The organism is Streptomyces sp. NBC_00005, assembly GCF_045160215.1.
Classification (GTDB): Bacteria; Actinomycetota; Actinomycetes; order Streptomycetales; family Streptomycetaceae; genus Streptomyces.
In genome coordinates this window covers 10,050,197-10,067,144 of record NZ_CP108316.1, presented here as the reverse complement: position 1 = coordinate 10,067,144, position 16,948 = coordinate 10,050,197, and the positions used below count along the sequence as shown (strand labels likewise).

General features: G+C 70.5%; 17 protein-coding genes. 8 read left to right on the top strand and 9 right to left on the bottom strand.

The genetic code is table 11. The annotated features are described in order from the left end of the window. Positions 1-63 precede the first annotated feature (63 nt). Complete coding sequence (locus tag OG303_RS45980; protein WP_405875993.1) at positions 64-2,775, top strand: glycosyl hydrolase 2 galactose-binding domain-containing protein; 2,712 nt, start codon at positions 64-66, stop codon at positions 2,773-2,775. A 36-nt stretch (positions 2,776-2,811) separates the two neighbouring features. Here the strand turns inward: OG303_RS45980 and OG303_RS45975 are convergent, their stop codons facing one another. After that, positions 2,812-4,260 (bottom strand): hydrolase, encoded by a 1,449-nt coding sequence (locus tag OG303_RS45975; RefSeq protein ID WP_405875992.1) that lies wholly within the window; start codon positions 4,258-4,260, stop codon positions 2,812-2,814. A gap of 293 nt (positions 4,261-4,553) precedes the next feature. On the opposite strand from OG303_RS45975, the gene OG303_RS45970 reads away from it, so the two are divergent. Next, a complete protein-coding gene (locus OG303_RS45970) occupies positions 4,554-4,817 on the top strand; it encodes a GlsB/YeaQ/YmgE family stress response membrane protein (protein ID WP_405875991.1) in 264 nt (87 codons plus the stop codon). Between the two features lie 106 nt (positions 4,818-4,923). On the opposite strand, the gene OG303_RS45965 is transcribed toward OG303_RS45970, so the two are convergent. The 3 genes from OG303_RS45965 to OG303_RS45955 all read right to left on the bottom strand — a co-directional run bounded on the left by OG303_RS45965 (position 4,924) and on the right by OG303_RS45955 (position 7,405). Then, positions 4,924-5,853 carry an NAD-dependent epimerase/dehydratase family protein gene (locus OG303_RS45965; protein WP_405875990.1) on the bottom strand — a complete coding sequence of 310 codons (930 nt, stop codon included), beginning with the start codon at positions 5,851-5,853 and terminating at the stop codon, positions 4,924-4,926. A gap of 360 nt (positions 5,854-6,213) precedes the next feature. Then, entirely contained in the window at positions 6,214-6,990 is a 777-nt protein-coding gene (locus tag OG303_RS45960; protein ID WP_405875989.1) for a GNAT family N-acetyltransferase, read from the bottom strand. Between the two features lie 40 nt (positions 6,991-7,030). Beyond that, a complete protein-coding gene (locus OG303_RS45955; protein WP_405875988.1) occupies positions 7,031-7,405 on the bottom strand; it encodes a MerR family transcriptional regulator in 375 nt (124 codons plus the stop codon). A 59-nt stretch (positions 7,406-7,464) separates the two neighbouring features. Here OG303_RS45955 and OG303_RS45950 point away from each other — a divergent pair, with 59 nt between their 5' ends. The 3 genes from OG303_RS45950 to OG303_RS45940 all read left to right on the top strand — a co-directional run bounded on the left by OG303_RS45950 (position 7,465) and on the right by OG303_RS45940 (position 10,321). After that, on the top strand, positions 7,465-8,664 hold the full coding sequence (locus OG303_RS45950) for an MFS transporter (protein ID WP_405875987.1): 1,200 nt from the start codon (positions 7,465-7,467) through the stop codon (positions 8,662-8,664). A gap of 41 nt (positions 8,665-8,705) precedes the next feature. Next, a complete protein-coding gene (locus OG303_RS45945) occupies positions 8,706-9,191 on the top strand; it encodes a nucleoside deaminase (RefSeq protein WP_405875986.1) in 486 nt (161 codons plus the stop codon). A 401-nt stretch (positions 9,192-9,592) separates the two neighbouring features. Next, on the top strand, positions 9,593-10,321 hold the full coding sequence (locus OG303_RS45940) for a class I SAM-dependent methyltransferase (protein ID WP_405875985.1): 729 nt from the start codon (positions 9,593-9,595) through the stop codon (positions 10,319-10,321). Here OG303_RS45940 and OG303_RS45935 read toward each other — a convergent pair. Then, positions 10,318-11,172, bottom strand: a complete 855-nt coding sequence (locus tag OG303_RS45935; RefSeq protein ID WP_405875984.1) for a GNAT family N-acetyltransferase — start codon at positions 11,170-11,172, stop codon at positions 10,318-10,320. The genes OG303_RS45940 and OG303_RS45935 overlap by 4 nt on opposite strands. A gap of 191 nt (positions 11,173-11,363) precedes the next feature. Beyond that, positions 11,364-12,002: a chaplin gene (locus OG303_RS45930; RefSeq protein ID WP_405875983.1), complete on the bottom strand. Its 639-nt coding sequence runs from the start codon at positions 12,000-12,002 to the stop codon at positions 11,364-11,366. A 297-nt stretch (positions 12,003-12,299) separates the two neighbouring features. Between OG303_RS45930 and OG303_RS45925 the strand changes: the two genes are divergently transcribed. Further along, a complete protein-coding gene (locus OG303_RS45925; RefSeq protein ID WP_405875982.1) occupies positions 12,300-13,877 on the top strand; it encodes an alpha/beta hydrolase in 1,578 nt (525 codons plus the stop codon). Between the two features lie 13 nt (positions 13,878-13,890). Here the strand turns inward: OG303_RS45925 and OG303_RS45920 are convergent, their stop codons facing one another. Then, positions 13,891-14,316: a MarR family winged helix-turn-helix transcriptional regulator gene (locus OG303_RS45920; RefSeq protein ID WP_405875981.1), complete on the bottom strand. Its 426-nt coding sequence runs from the start codon at positions 14,314-14,316 to the stop codon at positions 13,891-13,893. Positions 14,317-14,395: 79 nt separating this feature from the next. Between OG303_RS45920 and OG303_RS45915 the strand changes: the two genes are divergently transcribed. Beyond that, positions 14,396-14,818: a PaaI family thioesterase gene (locus OG303_RS45915; RefSeq protein WP_405877798.1), complete on the top strand. Its 423-nt coding sequence runs from the start codon at positions 14,396-14,398 to the stop codon at positions 14,816-14,818. On the opposite strand, the gene OG303_RS45910 is transcribed toward OG303_RS45915, so the two are convergent. After that, complete coding sequence (locus OG303_RS45910; RefSeq protein WP_405877913.1) at positions 14,815-15,027, bottom strand: hypothetical protein; 213 nt, start codon at positions 15,025-15,027, stop codon at positions 14,815-14,817. The genes OG303_RS45915 and OG303_RS45910 overlap by 4 nt on opposite strands. Before the next feature lie 69 nt (positions 15,028-15,096). On the opposite strand from OG303_RS45910, the gene OG303_RS45905 reads away from it, so the two are divergent. Then, on the top strand, positions 15,097-16,194 hold the full coding sequence (locus OG303_RS45905) for a chemotaxis protein (RefSeq protein WP_405875980.1): 1,098 nt from the start codon (positions 15,097-15,099) through the stop codon (positions 16,192-16,194). 36 nt (positions 16,195-16,230) lie between these two features. On the opposite strand, the gene OG303_RS45900 is transcribed toward OG303_RS45905, so the two are convergent. After that, positions 16,231-16,644 (bottom strand): SsgA family sporulation/cell division regulator, encoded by a 414-nt coding sequence (locus OG303_RS45900; protein WP_405875979.1) that lies wholly within the window; start codon positions 16,642-16,644, stop codon positions 16,231-16,233. Positions 16,645-16,948 lie beyond the last annotated feature (304 nt).

Here is a 16,948-nt window from a genome sequence, read left to right as displayed (position 1 = left end):
CGGCGCCCTACCGTGACCGCCGTTAGTAAAGTTTCCTAACTTTACGAAGGGGCTGGAGCCTCCGTGAACGGACACCGTCTCGCCACGGCCGCCGTAGTTCTGGGTCTGCTGGGTTCGCTGACGACCAGCGCCTGGGCCGACCCCGATCCCCACCACGACCACCGTGCCGCCCCGGCGCACCGGCCCACCAGGGTCGCCTCCGCGCCGGGCGCCACGACCGCCTTGTCCGGCTACACGATCCAGTCGACCGCCAAGGTCTCCGCCCCGGCGTCCGACGTCTCCTCCTCCGGCTATCCGGCGACCGGCTGGTACTCGGCCGGGCCCCGCTCCACCGTCCTCGCGGCCCTGCTGGCGAACGGCGTCTACGCCGACCCGTTCTACTCGACGAACCAGCAGAAGATCCCCAGGGCCGACTTCGAGGTCCCCTGGTGGTACCGCTCGGACTTCACGGTCGCCGACACCTCCGAGCGCACCTACCTCGACTTCAGCGGTGTGATCTCGGCGGCCGACGTCTACGTCAACGGCAAGCAGGTCGCCACGACGACGGACGTCACCGGCGCCTACACCGACCACGAGCTGGACGTCACCTCCCTCGTCCGCTCCGGCGCCAACACCGTCGCCTTCCGGATCCAGCCGAACGATCCGAACAAGAACCTCACCATGGGCTGGATCGACTGGCTCCAGCCGCCGCCCGACGAGAACATGGGCATCGTCCGCGACGTCCTCGTCCGCCGCGGCGGCCCGGTCGCCCTGCGCGACGCACATGTCGTGACCAAGCTGGACGTGCCCTCGCTGGCCTCGGCCGACCTGACGGTGAAGGCCCAGGCCCGCAACGACTCCGGCACCCCGGCGACGACCACGGTCTCCGGCAGCATCGGCACGACGACGTTCGAGAAGAACGTCACGCTGGCCGCCCACGAGACGAAGACCGTCACGTTCACCCCGTCGGACGTCTCCGGCCTGCACCTGGCCGCGCCGAAGGTGTGGTGGCCGGCCGGCATGGGCGGACAGCCCCTGTACGACCTGAAGCTCAGCGCCTCCGTCTCCGGATCCGTCTCGGACACCGCACACCAGACCTTCGGCATCCGGGACGTGCAGGCGCCGTTGAACTCCGACGGGGCGCGCCAATACCGCATCAACGGCCGCAAGTTGCTGATCAAGGGCGGCGGTTGGTCGCCGGACGAGTTCCTGCGCTGGGACCGGTCGTACGTCGAGGACCGGCTGAAGTACGCCCTCGACCTGGGCCTGAACACCATCCGCCTCGAAGGCCACCTCGAACCGGACGAGTTCTTCGACCTCGCCGACCGCTACGGCATCCTCACGCTGCCCGGCTGGGAGTGCTGCGACAAGTGGGAGGGCCAGGTCAACGGCAGTGAGACCGGCGACAAGTGGACCGCCGCCGACTACCCGGTCGCCAAGGCGTCGATGGCCGCCGAGGCCGCCCGGCTGCGCGACCACCCGAGCGTGATCTCCTTCCTCATCGGCAGCGACTTCGCACCCGACGCGACGATCGAGAAGAACTACCTCGACGCCCTGAAGGCGGCCGACTGGCCCACCCCGGTGGTGGCCGCCGCATCCGACAACTCCTCGCCACAGCTGGGCAGTTCGGGCATGAAGATGACGGGCCCGTACGACTGGATCCCGCCCAACTACTGGTACGCCAAACGCGAGGGCGGCGCCACCGGCTTCAACTCCGAGACCAGCGCGGGCCCCGACATCCCCACCTTCGACACCCTGCGCCGCATGATGACCCCGGCCGAACTCGACACCCTCTGGAAGAACCCCGACGCCAAGCAGTACCACCGCTCACCGTCGTCGACCTTCGGCACCCTCAAGCTCTACGACGACGCCCTCAACGGCCGCTACGGCGCCCCCACGAGCCTGGCCGACTACGTCAGGAAGGCGCAGCTCGCGCAGTACGAGAACGTGCGCGCCCAGTTCGAGGCGTACGAGCGCAACGCCACCGACTCCTCGAAGCCCTCGACCGGCGTCGTCTACTGGATGTTCAACAGCGGCTGGACCTCGCTGCACTGGCAGCTGATGGACCGTTACCTCGACCAGGGCGGCGCCTACTTCGGGGCCAAGAAGGCGAACGAGCCGCTGCACGTGCAGTATTCGTACGACGACCGCTCCGTGGCCGTCGTCAACAACCGGCACTCGGCCGCCTCCGGACTCACGGCCCGGGCCACGCTGTTCAACCCCGACGGCACGCAGAAGTACGACAAGACCGTCACCGGGGTGAAGGTGAGCGGCGACGGCGCGCACAGCACCGCGCTCACCCTGCCGGCGTCGGTGACCGGGCTGTCGACGACGTATCTGGCACGCCTGACCCTGACCGACGCCTCCGGCAAGGAGGTCAGCCGGAACGTCTACTGGCTGTCCACCAAACCGGACACGCTCGACTGGGCCAACACCGACTGGTACTACACGCCGACGACGAGCTACGCCGATCTCAAGGGACTGAGTGCGATGGCGCAGGTGCCGGTGTCGGCGACGGCGTCGACGGACTCGTCGGGCGGGACGGCCACCACGACGGTGACGGTGCGCAACACGGGAAGCGGGAAGACGCCGTCCCTGCTCACGGACGTACATCTCGTCGACGCGCAGGGGAAGCCCGTGCTGCCCGTCCAGTGGTCGGACAACGAGGTCGGTCTCTGGCCCGGCGAGACGGCCACGTTGACCGCCACGTACCGGACGGCGGATCTGCACGGGTCGGTGCCGCGGGTGCGGGTCTCCGGCTGGAACACGCCGGAACAGACGGTCCCGGCGGGATGACCGCCTGGGGCCCGGCCGAAACCGGGCCCCAGAGCGTCAGCTGACGTTGAGTGCCGTGTCGTCGACGACGAAGGACGTCTGCAGGGTGGATCCCTCGGTACCGGTGAACTTGAGGGTGACCGTCTGGCCGGCATAGCTCGCCAGGCTGAAGCTGCGCTGGGTGTAGCCGCCGGCGGCGTTCAGGTTGGAGTAGGTCGCCAGCGTCCCGAGCACGGTGCCCGAACTGTTGAGGACCTGGACCTTGAGCGTGTCGTAGGCCGTGCTGGTGGTGGTCTCCGCCGTGTCGATGTGCAGGTAGAAGCTCAGGGCGGCGGTGGTGCAGTCGGACGGGATGGTCACCGACTGGGAGAGCGTGTCGGTGGTGGCGGAGCCGTAGCCGTCCAGCCAGGCGTAGTAGGAGCCCGTACGGGCCGACTGGCTGCTGGAGTTGGTGATGACGCCGCTGGAGGCGCTCCAGGTGGTGTTGCCCGACTCGAAGCCGTTGTTGCCGAGGAGCTGGGCGGCGGTGCAGGTGCCGGAACCGCCGCCGTCGCCGCCGCCGCTGGTGCCGTCGCCGGCGAGCCAGGCGGTGGCGTTGAGGGCGAGGGCGGCGTTGGTGGCGCCGGTGTCGTTCCAGCCGTCGTAGAGGGTGTTGCCGGACTGTCCGGTGCCGTCGTCGATCGGCGAGCTGTCGCCCCAGAAGGCCACGCGGCCGCTGCCGAAGGTGCTGGTGGCGAAGAAGGCGCCGGTGTTGCCCGAGTAACCGCTGCGGTACACCAGGCCCTTGACGGCCGAGTTGTCGGACGGCTTGAGGGTGGCTGTCGTGCCGTCGGCGATGAGGCTCTTGGTGACGGTGCCGAAGGAGCCGTGCAGCACGGGGTCGCTGCTGTCACTGATCGCGGCCGGGTAGCCGGAGTTGACGTCCAGTGTGTCGATGGAGAAGCCGAACGGGTCGGTCGAGTCGACGCTGTTGTTGGTCATCAGGTCGTTGAGGATCTCGACCGCGTCCTCACCGTCGTTGTTGCGGTCCGCTCCGGTGTGATCGGAGATCATGAACAGTCCGCCGCCGTTCTTGACGAAGGTCATGATCGCCGTCTTCTCGGCGGTGGTGAAGAGGGTGTTGGGCTCCGGCAGGACGAGGGTGTCGAAGTTCGACAGGTCGGTCGTGGACGAGCCGCCGTAAGTGAGGGCACTCGTGGCGGTCTTGAGGCTGTAGTCGCCGGTCTTCTGGAGGGCGACGCCCCACGACGAGAGCGCGCCGGTCCAGTCCGTCTCGGCGGACGGGGAGGAATCCTGGGAGAGCGGGTCGGGCTTGCTGGTGGAGATGATCCAGTCGGCGTTGCCGGCCTCCTCGGCGTGACCGTCGTCGAAGAGGACGCGGTGCGTCGTGGCCGCGTGGGCGGGTGTGGCCGTGGCGGTGGCCTGAGCTGCCGCGCCCGTGGCGAGCAGCCCGAACGCGGCCAGGGCGGTGGTGAGTCTGTGGCGGGATCTGGTGAGTCCACGCATCCGGCGTACCTCCGTGTTCCGTGTGGGGTGGGGGAAGAGCGGTGCGGTGCGTGCGGGACCTGTTACTACGCGCGTAGACACAGGACATCTGCGCGCGTAGACATTCGACCGGACGAGTGCCGTGCGGCCGATCGGTTGAACCGTACATGGCAGAAGGAGGCGTGAACAGGCATCAATGGGCCCACCGAACCCGAGATTGACCCGGCATTTGCCCGTGGTTGAAGCGGAACGGACTGTCCCCGTCTCCAGGGGGCATCCGGTTAGTGCGGGGGCCTTGACAAAGAGGGGCGGAGATGGAGATCTCAGGCATCATCAGTGCCATCGTGATCGGCATCGTCATCGGTCTGCTGGGCCGGCTCGTCGTCCCGGGGCGACAGCGCATCGGCATCCTGTTGACGATCCTCGTCGGCATCGTGGCCGCGCTGATCGGCTCGGCGATCGCCAACGCGTTCGACGTGGCCGACACCAACGGCGTCGACTGGATCGAGTGGCTCATCCAGATCGGTCTCGCCGCGCTCGGCGTCACCGCGCTGGACCGGTCGAAGGCGCGCCGCTGACACAGCGGCCGTGATGACTCAACAATCCTGGTAACGCAACAACCCTGGTGACACAGCAACCGTTTCGGGCCTGGGCGGGGCGCACGAGCGCCTCGCCCGGCCGCGGTCAGGCCTTCAGCGCCGGGGCCGCCAGCGCCGCGAGACCGTCGCTGCTGGAGGGGTAGCGGGGCGTCCAGCCGAGTTCCCGCTCCGCCTTCTCCGTCGACACCCGCAGGTTCGTCGCCATGATCGTGTGCGCGTACGACATCGGCTTCGTCATCCACCGTGGCACGGTCATCGGCCTGGGCAGGCCGAACTCCTCGGCCACGCACAGGACATGGCCCCGGAACCCGAGCGGCGTCCGGTCCGCGATGTTGTACGCCTGGCCGGGGCGGCCGTGTTCGACCGCGGCGGCCACCGCACGCGCCGCGTCGGTGAGCTCGATCCACGGCAGGACCCGGCCTTGGTCGTCGGGGGCGGGCAGCTGCCGCTTGCGCAGCATGGCCAGGACGGCCTCGGTGCCGCCCGGGCCGTAGAACAGGCCGAAGCGCAGCGAGATGCCCGCCAACCCGGTTGCCTCGAAGGTGAGTTGTTCCTTGACGCGCATGCCCTCGACGTGCCGTTCCAGCTCCGCCGTGGTGCCGTGCGGGCCGAAGAGGTCGTTCTCGGTGATCACTCGGTCGCCGAAGTCTCCGTAGCCGTAGCCGAAGACCATCGACTCGCTCACGAAACGGTCGGCGCCGGTGGCCTGCGCGGCCTCCACGAGGTGGGCGGTGCCGGCGATGCGCAGCGCGTCGGTGGCGTGCATGTCGCGGTGGCGCATGGGCGCCTTGCGCAGGGCGGTCGCGGCGTGGATGACGGTGTCGAAGTGCCGTCCGTCGACGGCGCGCAGCAGCGCGTCGCGATCCATCAGGTCGGCACGGACGTCGTTCCCCTGCCCCCGGCCGAGGCCGGTGACCTTGTGGCCGGCCTCGGTCAGAGCGCGGGTGATGTGACCGCCGAGGATGCCGCTCGCCCCCGCGAGGAGGATGCTCTGGTTCTTCGGATTCGTCGTCATGACGATGCGACGGATCGGATGGCCGCGGATGTGACATCCCGGCGGGCGTGGCCGGCGTCACCGCTGCGCGAGCCACTCTCCGTACCGGTTCAGGGTGGCGCCCACGGTCGCGGCGAGCGGCGTCGGTGCAGTGGTCGCGGACGCATGCGTCCGGCGGATCGGACGGGGTCGCACTGGCCTGGCCCGTGCTCGCCCGGGCACACCTGCATGGGGCGATCGGCCTGGAGATGTCCGGCCGGTTCGAAGGCATGGGCCACGACGGGGGCACCCTGTTCACGGCCCGGATCGACTCACTGGCGGACGCGTTCGGTCTGGACCGACCCGGCAGGTCTCGACGGCACGTCCCTGTACAACGTCTCTCTACGGCACGTAGGTGTACGGCGTCGTCGTGGTCAGCGGCTCGAAGCCGAGGCGTTCGAGGATGGGGCGGCTCTGGCTGGAGGCGTCGACCTGGAGGTAGCGGTAGCCGCGCTCCACGGCGGCGCGGGCCCGGTGGGCGACCAGGGCGCGGTAGACCCCGCGGCCGCGCCAGGCCTCGACGGTGCCGCCGCCCCACAGGCCGGCGAACCGGGTGCCGGGCACCAGCTCCATTCGGGCAGCGCTCACCGGCACGTCGCCGGCGAGGGCGACGGTGGCGACGACCGTGTCCGATTCCCCCGTCAGCTGGGCCAGCAGTTGGTGCCGCAGCCGGGATCCGTCGGTGCCGAACGCCTTCTCGTGCACGTCCGCCACCAGGTCGACGCCCGCCGCGTCGGTGACCGGCATCAGACGTATGCCCTCGGGCGGCCCGGCGTCGAGGTCGAGGTTGGCGACCTCGGCGATCATCAGCGTCTCCTCGGGCTCGGGCTCGAAACCGGCGGCCCTGAGCCGCCCGCCCAGATCCACCGGCAGGTCGTGCCCGTACAGCTTCCACTCGAACTCGCGGCCCAGCCCGGAGAAGTACGCGATCTGCTCGGCGATCGCCGCGTCCGCGCCCGTCTCGTCCAGGTCGGACCAGACCACGCCGTTCCACCCGCGCTCCGAGGCGACGTGGCGGACCACGCCGCCGACCCGCTCGACGAGTGCGTCGGGGCCGTCCGGCTGGGCGCCTTCGCGCATGTCACGGTCGAAGAGGGCTAGCACCCCGGCATGATCCATGGGCTCACTCCAGCACCCAGGGGCGGCCGGGGCAACAGCTTTACGAGGTGACCTCCGGCCGCACCGCCCCCAGGTACGCGCTCAATCGGTCGCGGTTGCGGGCCAGGCAGTCGATGCGGGCCTGGATGCGGTCGATGTGGGCCTGCAGGAGCGCGGCGGTCTGAGGGGTCAGGCGGTCGGCGGGCAGCAGGATCTCGTCCGGGCCGGACAGGTAGGGCAGGATCACCCGGATCATCTCCGTGGTCAGGCCGGAGTCCAGCAGGCCGCGGATCTGCTGGACGTCCCGGACCGCGGACTCGCCGTAGTCGCGGTAGCCGTTCTCGGAGCGGTCGGGGCCGAGCAGATCCTGCTCCTCGTAGTAGCGCAGCAGCCTGGTGGGGACGCCGGTGCGGCGGGACAGTTCACCGATCCTCATGACCGCCTCCGAGAGTCGCCCTTGCCTTCACACTGATGTGAAGGTCCGAGCATGGTCGCATGTCCACCACATCCATGGCCAAGGGCACAGACATGCCCGTTCCGCTGCCGTGGCCGGGGCTGCTCGCCCTGTCCACGGCCGCCTTCACCGCCGTCATGACCGAGCTGCTCCCCGCCGGGTTGCTCCCCAGGATGGCACCGGACCTGGGCGTCTCCGAGGCGCGCGTCGGATTCCTGGTCACCGGGTACGCGGTGGCCTCCTTCGCGGCCGCGATCCCGCTCACCGCGCTGCTGCGGGGGCTGCCGCGGCGGCCGGTGCTGGTCGGCGCGCTGCTGGGGTTCACGGTGAGCAACACGGTGGTGGCGCTGTCGTCGTCGTACGCCCTCACCTTTGCGGCGCGGCTCGTCGCCGGGTGCATGGGCGGGCTGCTGTGGGCGATGCTCGTCGGGTACGCGGCCCGGATGGTGCCGGCCGAGCGGCGCGGCCGGGCGATCGCGATCGTGCTCGCCGGGATCACGCTGGCCCTGTCCCTGGGTGTGCCGGCGGGGGCCGCGCTGGCCGGCGCGGTGGGCTGGCGGGCGGCCTTCGGGGTGCTCGCCGGGCTCGCGGTACTGCTCGTCGGCTGGGTGCGGTGGTGGGTGCCCGGGTTTCCGGGCGAGGCATCGCACGCGCGCGTGCCGCTCGCGAGGGTGGCCGTGCTGCCGGGTCTGCCCGCCGTCCTGTCCGTCACGCTGTTCCTGCTCCTCGGGCACCAGGCGCTGTACACGTACGTCGCCCCGTTCGCGGCGCACGCCGGTTTCGGTCGTACGGATGTGGTGCTGCTGGTGTTCGGGGTGGCCACGGTGGTCGGCATCTGGATCACCGGTGTCCTCGTCGACCGTCATCTGCGGGCCACCCTGCTGGGCGCGCTCGCGCTGTGCGCGGCCGTCATGCTCGCCCTCGGCCTGTTCGCCCGGGCGCCCGCGGTGCTCCTCGGCTCGGTCGCGCTGTGGGGCGTGGCCTTCGGCGGGGCGCCCACGCTGATCCAGACCGCGCTGGTCGACGCCTCGGGCCCCGCCCACGCGGACGTGGCCACGTCCTTGCAGACCACCGTGTACAACGCGGGCATCGCCGCCGGTTCGCTGACCGGTGGTGTGGTCCTGGAGAACCTGGGCCCCGGGGCGCTGCCCTGGACCGCGCTCCCCCTGGTCACGGCCGCCCTCACCACGGTGGCCCTCGCCCGCCGGTACGCCTTTCCGACTGACCGTGGGCGCGCATAGGCTGCACGACGAAGATCGCGTCGCGAGGAGGGCCGTACGACATGGTGGTGAAGGACGTCGAACTGCCGTATCTGCGTCGGTGCGTCGAGCTGGCCACGGAGGCGTTGGAGGCCGGCGACGAGCCGTTCGGGTCGGTCCTGGTGGGCGAGGACGGCACCGTGCTCGCCGAGGACCACAACCGGGTGGCCTCCGGCGACCGCACCCGGCATCCGGAGTTCGAGCTGGCACGCTGGTCCGCGGCTCGTCTGACGCCCGAGGAGCGGGCGGCCGCGACGGTGTACACGTCCGGCGAGCACTGCCCGATGTGCGCCGCCGCGCACGCCTGGGTGGGCCTCGGACGGATCGTGTACGTGGCGTCGTCGCAGCAACTGTCCTCCTGGCTGGGCGAGTTGGGGGTGCCCGCGCCGCCGGTGCGAACCCTGTCGGTCAACGAGATCGCGCCGGACGTGGTGGTGGACGGCCCGGTGCCCGAGCTGACGGAGGAGGTGCGGGCCCTGCACCGGCGCTTCCACGGCCGAGGCGCCTGACGCCCCCGGCTCCGGTCCTCTCCTCCCGAGATGCAGCCGTCCGGCCCGGATGCCTACGATCGTGGAAGAACCAGACCAGGTGGGCGGCCCGGTCTCCTGTACCGCAGGACCTCCGGACGTTTGATCACCTCGCCGGGCACGCCGTCCGCGCTCTCGACCGCACAGCGGCTGCCGATCATCGAGATCCCGCAGGCGAACGCGGACGAGCTCCACGCGGTCGCGGCGTTCCTGTCGGAGGAGGGCATCCACGTGACGCCGGCCGCCCAACCGCTCGCGCGACCGGAAGGGCTTCCGGGGCCGGGTCACGGACCCGGACCACGACCTCGACCTCAACCGGCAGCACGGCACACCGCCCCGGCTGTCCGCGCGTTTCCCGCTGAAGGCGAAGAAGCGAGGCGGCCATGACGACGCACAACGACGATGTCGACTGGGACAGTTGGCCGGTCGCCGACTACCTCGCGGAGAAGTACCGGGACCTGCACCGGTCCGACGCCGCGGTGATCGCCCACCACTCCACGTTCTACCGCCGGTTCGCGCCGGGCTCCATCGACCGCTCGGTGGAGTTCGGGGCCGGCCCCAACCTGTATCCCCTGATCCTCGCGGCGGCCGCGAGCCGCAATATCGAGGCCGTCGAGGCGGGGGCGGGGAACATCGCCTATCTGGAGCGCCAGATCCTCCGCGGCCCCGACGCCAGCTGGCTGCCGTTCCACGCGCTGTGCCGGCGCCTGAACCCCGACCTGCCCGCCACGCCGGCCGGGGCGCTGGCCCACGTCGACGTCGTCCACGCCGACGTCAGGGAGCTGGAACCCGCCGGATACGACCTGGCCTCCATGCATTTCGTCGCCGAGGGCGCCACCGAGGACTACACGGAGTTCACCGACTTCTGCCGCGCGTTCGTCCGCTGCGTGGTCCCCGGCGGCCACCTGGTGGCCGCCTTCATCGAGAACATGCCCACCTACCGCATCGGGCCGACATCCCACTGGCCGGGCTGCCCGGTGGACCCGGAGATCGTCACCAAGGTGTTCGCCCGCATGACCCGCGACCTGTCGGTCACCCGCATCGACACCGATCCGGCCCTGCCGGACCAGGAGGATTCCGGCATGGTGCTGCTGACTGCGGTTGCCCGTTAGCCGAGCTCCAAGGTCGTGACGCCGAAGACTCGGTCGTGGGCGTGGGGCCGGACCGGGCCCGTGTACATGCGGGCCGTCTCGAAGGAAGGGGTGAAGCCGGCCCCCTCGGCGAGGGCGATGCCCGCCGCGTTCGTCTCGGGCACGTCCACGGCGACCTCGCTGCCGGCCGTGTCGGCGGTCAGGGCCGCGAACACGGCCTTCGCGTCCTCGAAGGTGTCGGCGAAGAGCGGGCCGATGCGGAGCGAGTCGTGGCCGGGGCGGATCACTCCGTAGCCGGTGACGCGGCCGTCGGTGCGGCGGACGACGGCACGGTGTCCGGTGCCGGTGAGCCAGTGGGCCAGGAAGCGGGGGCGGTCGGCCGGGTAGCAGGCGCTGTCGTAGGCGGTGATGTCAGCGAGGTCGGTCTCCCGCACGGCGTGGACGTCCGCGGGTGCCGCGACCGCGGGTGCGGTTCCGGTGAACCGGACGGTGCGGTGGGCGAGTTCGAAGCCGGAGCGTCGGTAGTTGTCCTGCTGGGCGACCACTCCGTCGAGGCCGACGGTACGGGTGCCCGCGTGGGCCAGCGCGGTCTTCCAGGTCATGAGGCCGTGGCCGCGGCCGCGCAGGTCGGGCCGTACGAGGTAGCAGCCCAGGAAGGCGTATGCGGAGCCGTAGTTGACGACGGAGATCGCTGACACCGGTTCGCCGTCGATCCGGCCCAGGAAGAAGCCCTCGGGATCCTGCGCGAAGAACGCCGGCCCGTCGGCCGCTCCCGGATTCCATCCCTCGTCCGCGGCCCATCCGCTGATGAGCGGCCAGTCGTCGGGGCCGGCCTGGGTGACGACGAGGTCTTCGAGGGCCGCGGAGGTCATGCGTGCGCTCCATTCCGTGGTGGTACGGCGGATTCGGTGCGCGGTGATCGACCGCGCCCGCAGCATCCTCGCGGATCTTGCCGGGCGCGTCACAGGTGTGATCAAGCCGTTGGCCGAGCGGGCCGCGGCGACTCAGGCCCTGCCGGTCACCCGCCCGGCAGGGCCTTGCGTCCTGCGCCGTGTGAGCGCGGTCAGCGCTCCGCCCGTGGACGGAAGCGCCGTTGGACCGCGACTCCGCCCAGGATCAGCGCGGCGCTCGCCACGGCGGCGGGCACGGTCTGGTCGCTGCCGGTGTGGGCGAGCGAGGCCAGGGGCCTGCTCGGGGTGGCGTGCTGGGCGGTCACCGGCTGCGGATGGGCCCGGGACGGGGCGGACGGCTTCGGCGCCGGCCTGGCGTGGCGGTGGTGGCCGGAGGTGTTCGTGGACTCGTTGCCGACGGCCGCGTTGCCGACGCCGACCACGTTCGCCGTGTTCCCGCTGACGTTCACCGGGAGGTCGACCGGGAGCTGGACGTCGTTGCCGGAGATCACGCCCGGCGAATCCTTTCCGCGACCGTGAGCGGCGCTGCCCGCCGCCTTCTTGCCCCCTGCACTCTTGTTGACGCAGCTGTTGCCCGCGGCCGGGTTGAGGAGCCCCACCACGTTCACGGTGTTCCCGCACACGTTCACCGGGACGTGCACCGGGACCTGGATGGTGTTGCCGGAGAGCACGCCGGCCGAGTCGGCAGCGGCACCGTCCGCAGCGGAGTCGGCAAACGCCGGAGCCGCCAGAGCCATCGCGCCCGAGGCGGCGGCAACAGCGATCACACCATTTCGGGTAACCCTTCTCATAGGTTCCCTGCCTTCCAGACATGGTCGCGGGCACATACCCGCGCCGGAGAAGCGGGCACTCACCCGCACGGGATAAAACGCGGGCGAACCATCCGGGTTATGGCTTATCGGTCTTTCACCCCATCGAGCGGCACGGTTATCGAACTAGCAGCAAAACTGCCCTATACGCACGGAGCGTGCGCAGGGTAGGGCACTCCGCACGGTCCCGCTCGTGCGGAGGCGGGGCCCGCGGGGTCCGCTTATCGTGATCGAGGGCGCCGTTCCACCGGTCCCCGGCGGGCGCCCATGGAGGCATTGATGCTGGCCAAGCTGTCATCGCGGCCCGCCGTCCGACGCTGCACCGTCACCGGGGCAGTGGGTCTGGCCCTGGTGGCCGCAGGACTGCCCGCCGTGGCCTCGGACGGTACCGAGCCCGACCTGACGCGGTTCTACGAGCAGAAGGTCACGTGGTCCAAGTGCGAGGGCGACGACATGCCCGAGGACCTTCAGTGCGGCAAGGTCACCGTCCCCCTCGACTACGCCAGCCCCAAGGCGGGCACGCTCGACCTGGCGCTCGCCCGCTACCGGGCGACGGGCAAGAAGCGCGGCTCGGTGCTGCTGAACTTCGGTGGCCCCGGCGGCGCGGGCGTCAGCGAACTCGGCGCCGGCGGCCACGACTTCATGGGTCTCACGAACGCCTACGACGTGGTGACCTTCGACCCGCGCGGAGTCGGCCGGTCCTCACCGGTCAGCTGCGGAGACGGTGCCGGCGACGCTTCGGCCGCGACCGACGACAGCGCGGCGACCGGCGATCCGCAGGCCGTACTCGCGCAGTTGAAGAAGGCGGCCGCCGAGTGCGCGAAGCACTCGGGTCCGGTACTCCCCCACATAGGCACGGTGAACGCCTCGCGCGACCTGGACGTGATGCGCCAGGCGCTGGGCGACAAGAAGCTCAACTATCTCGGTTTCTCCTACGGGACCCGTCTCGGCGCGGTGTACGCGGCCCAATTCCCCAAGAAGGTCGGCCGGTTGGTCCTCGACGGAGTGGACACGCTGACCGAGCCGATGTCCGAGCAGGGCGTGGCGGGTGCCGAGGGACAGCAGACGGCGCTGGAGGACTTCGTCAACTGGTGCACCAAGGACATCGCCTGCCCGTTCGGCCAGGATCCGCGCGACGCCCGGGAACAGGTCGTACAGCTCGTCGACTCGCTCGACGAGGACCCGGTGCCGACGGACTTCGGCCAGGAGTTCACCGGGCAGGATCTCGTGGGCGCCATCAGCCAGGCGCTCTACAGCCAGGAGTTGTGGCCGTCCCTGGAGCGCGCGCTCGCCCAACTGGTCGAGGACGGCGACACACGCGGAGTCATGGGCTTCGCGTCCGGCGGAGCCGTGCTTCCCACCCGGCAGCCGGCCGGCGGCGGACTGGTCGACGAGAACGACGTCCCGCTCGACAACCTCCCGGCGGCACTGATGGCGATCAACTGCGCGGACGATCCCGATCGACCGAGCGCCGAAAGGATCATCAAGGACCTCGGCCGACTGCGCGCCGAGTACGAGCAGGCGTCACCCGTCTTCGGCCGCTACCGCCTCACCGAGCTGCTGATGTGTTACGGCCGCCCCAAGGGCACCGACTTCATCCGCGAGGACGTGCGTGATGTCCACAGCCCGAAGATGCTCCTGGTCGGCACCCGCGGCGACCCGGCGACGCCGTACCGCTGGACCGTGGAGACCGCGAAGCGGCTCGGCTCCTCGGCCGTGGTGCTCGACAACAAGGGCGAGGGCCACACCGGTTACGCGTCCTCCAAGTGCGTCCACGGCAAGGTCGACGACTTCCTTCTCTACGGCACCCTGCCGCCGACCGGCAGCTCGTGCGGGCCGGAGGAGGACGACGACTGAGCGGCTCGGCGTCTCAGATCTCCCCGTACGCGAGCCGGTGCAGAGCCCCCGCCGTCCGTACGAACCCGTCGTCTCCCAGCAACTCCCGCAGGTCCGCGTTGAGGCGGTCGACCTCCGGCTGCGCGGCATCCAGGGCGGCGGCCCCGGCCTCGGTCAACTCCAGCACCACGGCCCGGTGTTCACACGGGTGCGCCTGCTTCAGGAGCAGGCCCGCCGCGGTGAGGCGACCCACCAGCGCGGTGATGGCCGATTCCCGCAGATCGAGGGTGCGGGCCAGCTCCTGCTGGGTGATCCCGGGCTGGTCCTGTACGGCGAACAGCGCGCCGACCTGGGCCGTGGTGACGCCGGCGGCGGCCAGGCAGCGCCGGTCGACCGTGGTGCGCAGCCGGTGTGCCGCCCGCTGCAGCAGGAAGTAAAAGCGCTGATCGGGCTCGGACATGGGCCGATCTTGACAGACGGCACCGGCCCGCGCCACCCTCACTTCACCAGTGAAGTGAGGTGAGGACGTGAGCGGGACGATGGATCTCGAGCTTGCCAGGAAGGTCCTCGCCCAGCAGCCCTTCAGCAGGCTGCTGGGCGCCCGCGTGACGGAGTTCGGGGACGGCGAGGCCACACTCGAACTGGACATCCGCGAGGAGTTGCTCCAGCAGTACGGCTTCGTCCACGGCGGGGTGCTCTCCTACGCGGCCGACAACACGCTGACACTCGCCGCGGGCACCGTCGTCGGGACGGGACTGATCACGTCCGGGTTCACCATCGACTACCTGCGTCCGGCCACCGGCGAGACCCTGCGCGCGCACGCCCAGGTGGTACGGGCCGGCCGCACCCGCGTCGTCACCCGCTGCGACCTGATCACGATCGACGGCGCCGGTACGGAGACCCTGTGCGCGGTGGCGCAAGGGAACATCGCGGTGATCGACTCGGCGGACGGGTCCCGCTAGCCGGGCCGGCAGGTCGTGCAACTCGGCCACATCGACGTCGCGTTCACGCACAAGAGCAGGTCGTCGGAGTCGGTCGGAGTCAGCCCGCAGTGGGCGAGCCCGGGTGCACAGACGAGCACCTTGCGCGGCCTGCCGACCTCCAAGACGGCCAGGACGACGAGTTCGCGCGCCGAGAACAGCCGTAGACCCTGTTCCCGGCGGCCGTACACGATTGTCCCGATTGCCCGGCGCGGCTGCCCCTAATGCCCGATCGGCGAAACGGTCCTATCGTGCTTGTTATGGAGCACGACCTGAGTCCTTCAACCCTGTCCGAGCTCCGGCGCCCGCGCGCCTATCCGGCCGTGTCCGTGCTGACGCCGACACACCGCCGGGAGCCCGAAAACGCCCAGGATCCGGTCCGGCTGCGCAATGTCGTGGCCGAGGCCAAAAAACAGCTGGAGTCCGATCCCGCGGTGACCCGGGAACGGCGCTCCGACGTGGTCCGTCAGCTCGACCAGGCCCTCGCGGAGGTGGATCTGGCACACGCCGAGGACGGTCTGGTGATCTTCGCGGCTCCGGGCGAGCACCAGGTGTGGTCGCTGGCCCGTGCCGTGCCGGAGCGCGTGGTCCTCTCGGACACCTTCCTGACCCGCAACCTCGTCTCCGCGCAGGCCGCGGAGCGGCCGTTCTGGGTGCTGTCGGTCTCCCCCGACCGGGTCACCCTGTGGAGCGGCGGCACGGATCGCGTCGCGGAGGACCGGACCGGCGGGTTCCCCCTGACCAGGCGGCTCGAGAACTTCGACGCCGAGCGGCAGGAGCGGATCGGCGACATGCCGAGCACCTTCCGCGACGAGGGCACCCGCCACTTCCTGCGGGAGGCCGACGCCGCGATGGGCATGGTCCTGCGCGACCATGCGCGGCCCTTGTACATCACCGGCGAGCCGGCGGCGCTGTCCGTGCTGGACGAGGTCGGCAGCGTCACCAAGGAGGCGGTGCACGTACCGCACGGCGGTCTCGCGCACGGCACTCCCGACGCCGTGTGGCAGGCGGTACGGCCGATGGTCGCCGCCGAGGCCCGCAGGAGCAGCGACACCGTGGCCCGGGAGCTCGAAACGGCCCGTGGCCGCAAGGCGTTCGCGGCCGGTGTCGACGAGGTGTGGCAGAGCGCCCGCGAGGGCCGCGTACGACTGCTCGCCGTCGAGGAGAACTACCGCGTGACGGTGCGCGACGCCCTCGGCGACCACCTGATGCCGGCCGAGAGCGGCGAACTCGACTCCCGCGAGGACATCGTGGACGAGATCGTCGAACAGTGCCTGGAGACGGGCGCGGACGTCCGCTTCGTACCGGACGGCATGCTGGGGGACGCCCATGGGATCGCGGGCATCCTGCGGTACTGATCCCCCCAACGGCGCTCCCTTCGGGGCGCGTTGTGCTCAGACGTTGCCGAACAGCGAACTCAGCCCCTGGTCGACCGCCGCGCCGAGATCCTCCTGGCCGGCGGCCACCACGGCGTACGTGCGCAGCAGGAACCGGCGCAGGGCGGCGGTGTCGAACCGGAGCAGGGCGAGGCCGTAGGACGAGTGGAACTCCACGACCGTGCGGCCCCGTCCGCACGGCCAGATGTGCACGTCGCCGCAGCCGGAAGGGCCGCGCAGCCCCTCCTCCAGCAAGGCGCGGCCGAAGGTCCAGGTGACCTCCGTGCCGTCGAGGGAGATCTCGGGCGGGAAGTCGAGGTGCACGGCCAGGGGATCCGTGGAGCTGTAGCGCAACGTGGCGGAGACGGGGAGCTCCTGCTCCTCGGCGGTGATCAGCCGGCCGCGGGTCGGCTGCTCGAGGTTGATGTCCATGGTCGGTCTCCACTGCGGTAGGAGGTCGGCCGGATTTGCCGGTGTGCTTGTACGACCTCCCAGATGCCGTTTGCATTACGTGGAAGCGCTTGCGAGTTTGTGTGACCTGCGTCACTTTCCAACCCCGTCGACAACCCCTCGATCGGGCCGATCCGCGCATGCCAGACGCCCTAGAACAAGCAGCCGTCGAACGCGCGACTGAGTGGGCGCCCAAACCCCTCGACAGTCCGCCAAATCACGTACGCTGCCTACGACTTGACCTGCGCGGCGACGTACACGCTTTGCACCGCACGATCACTCCGTG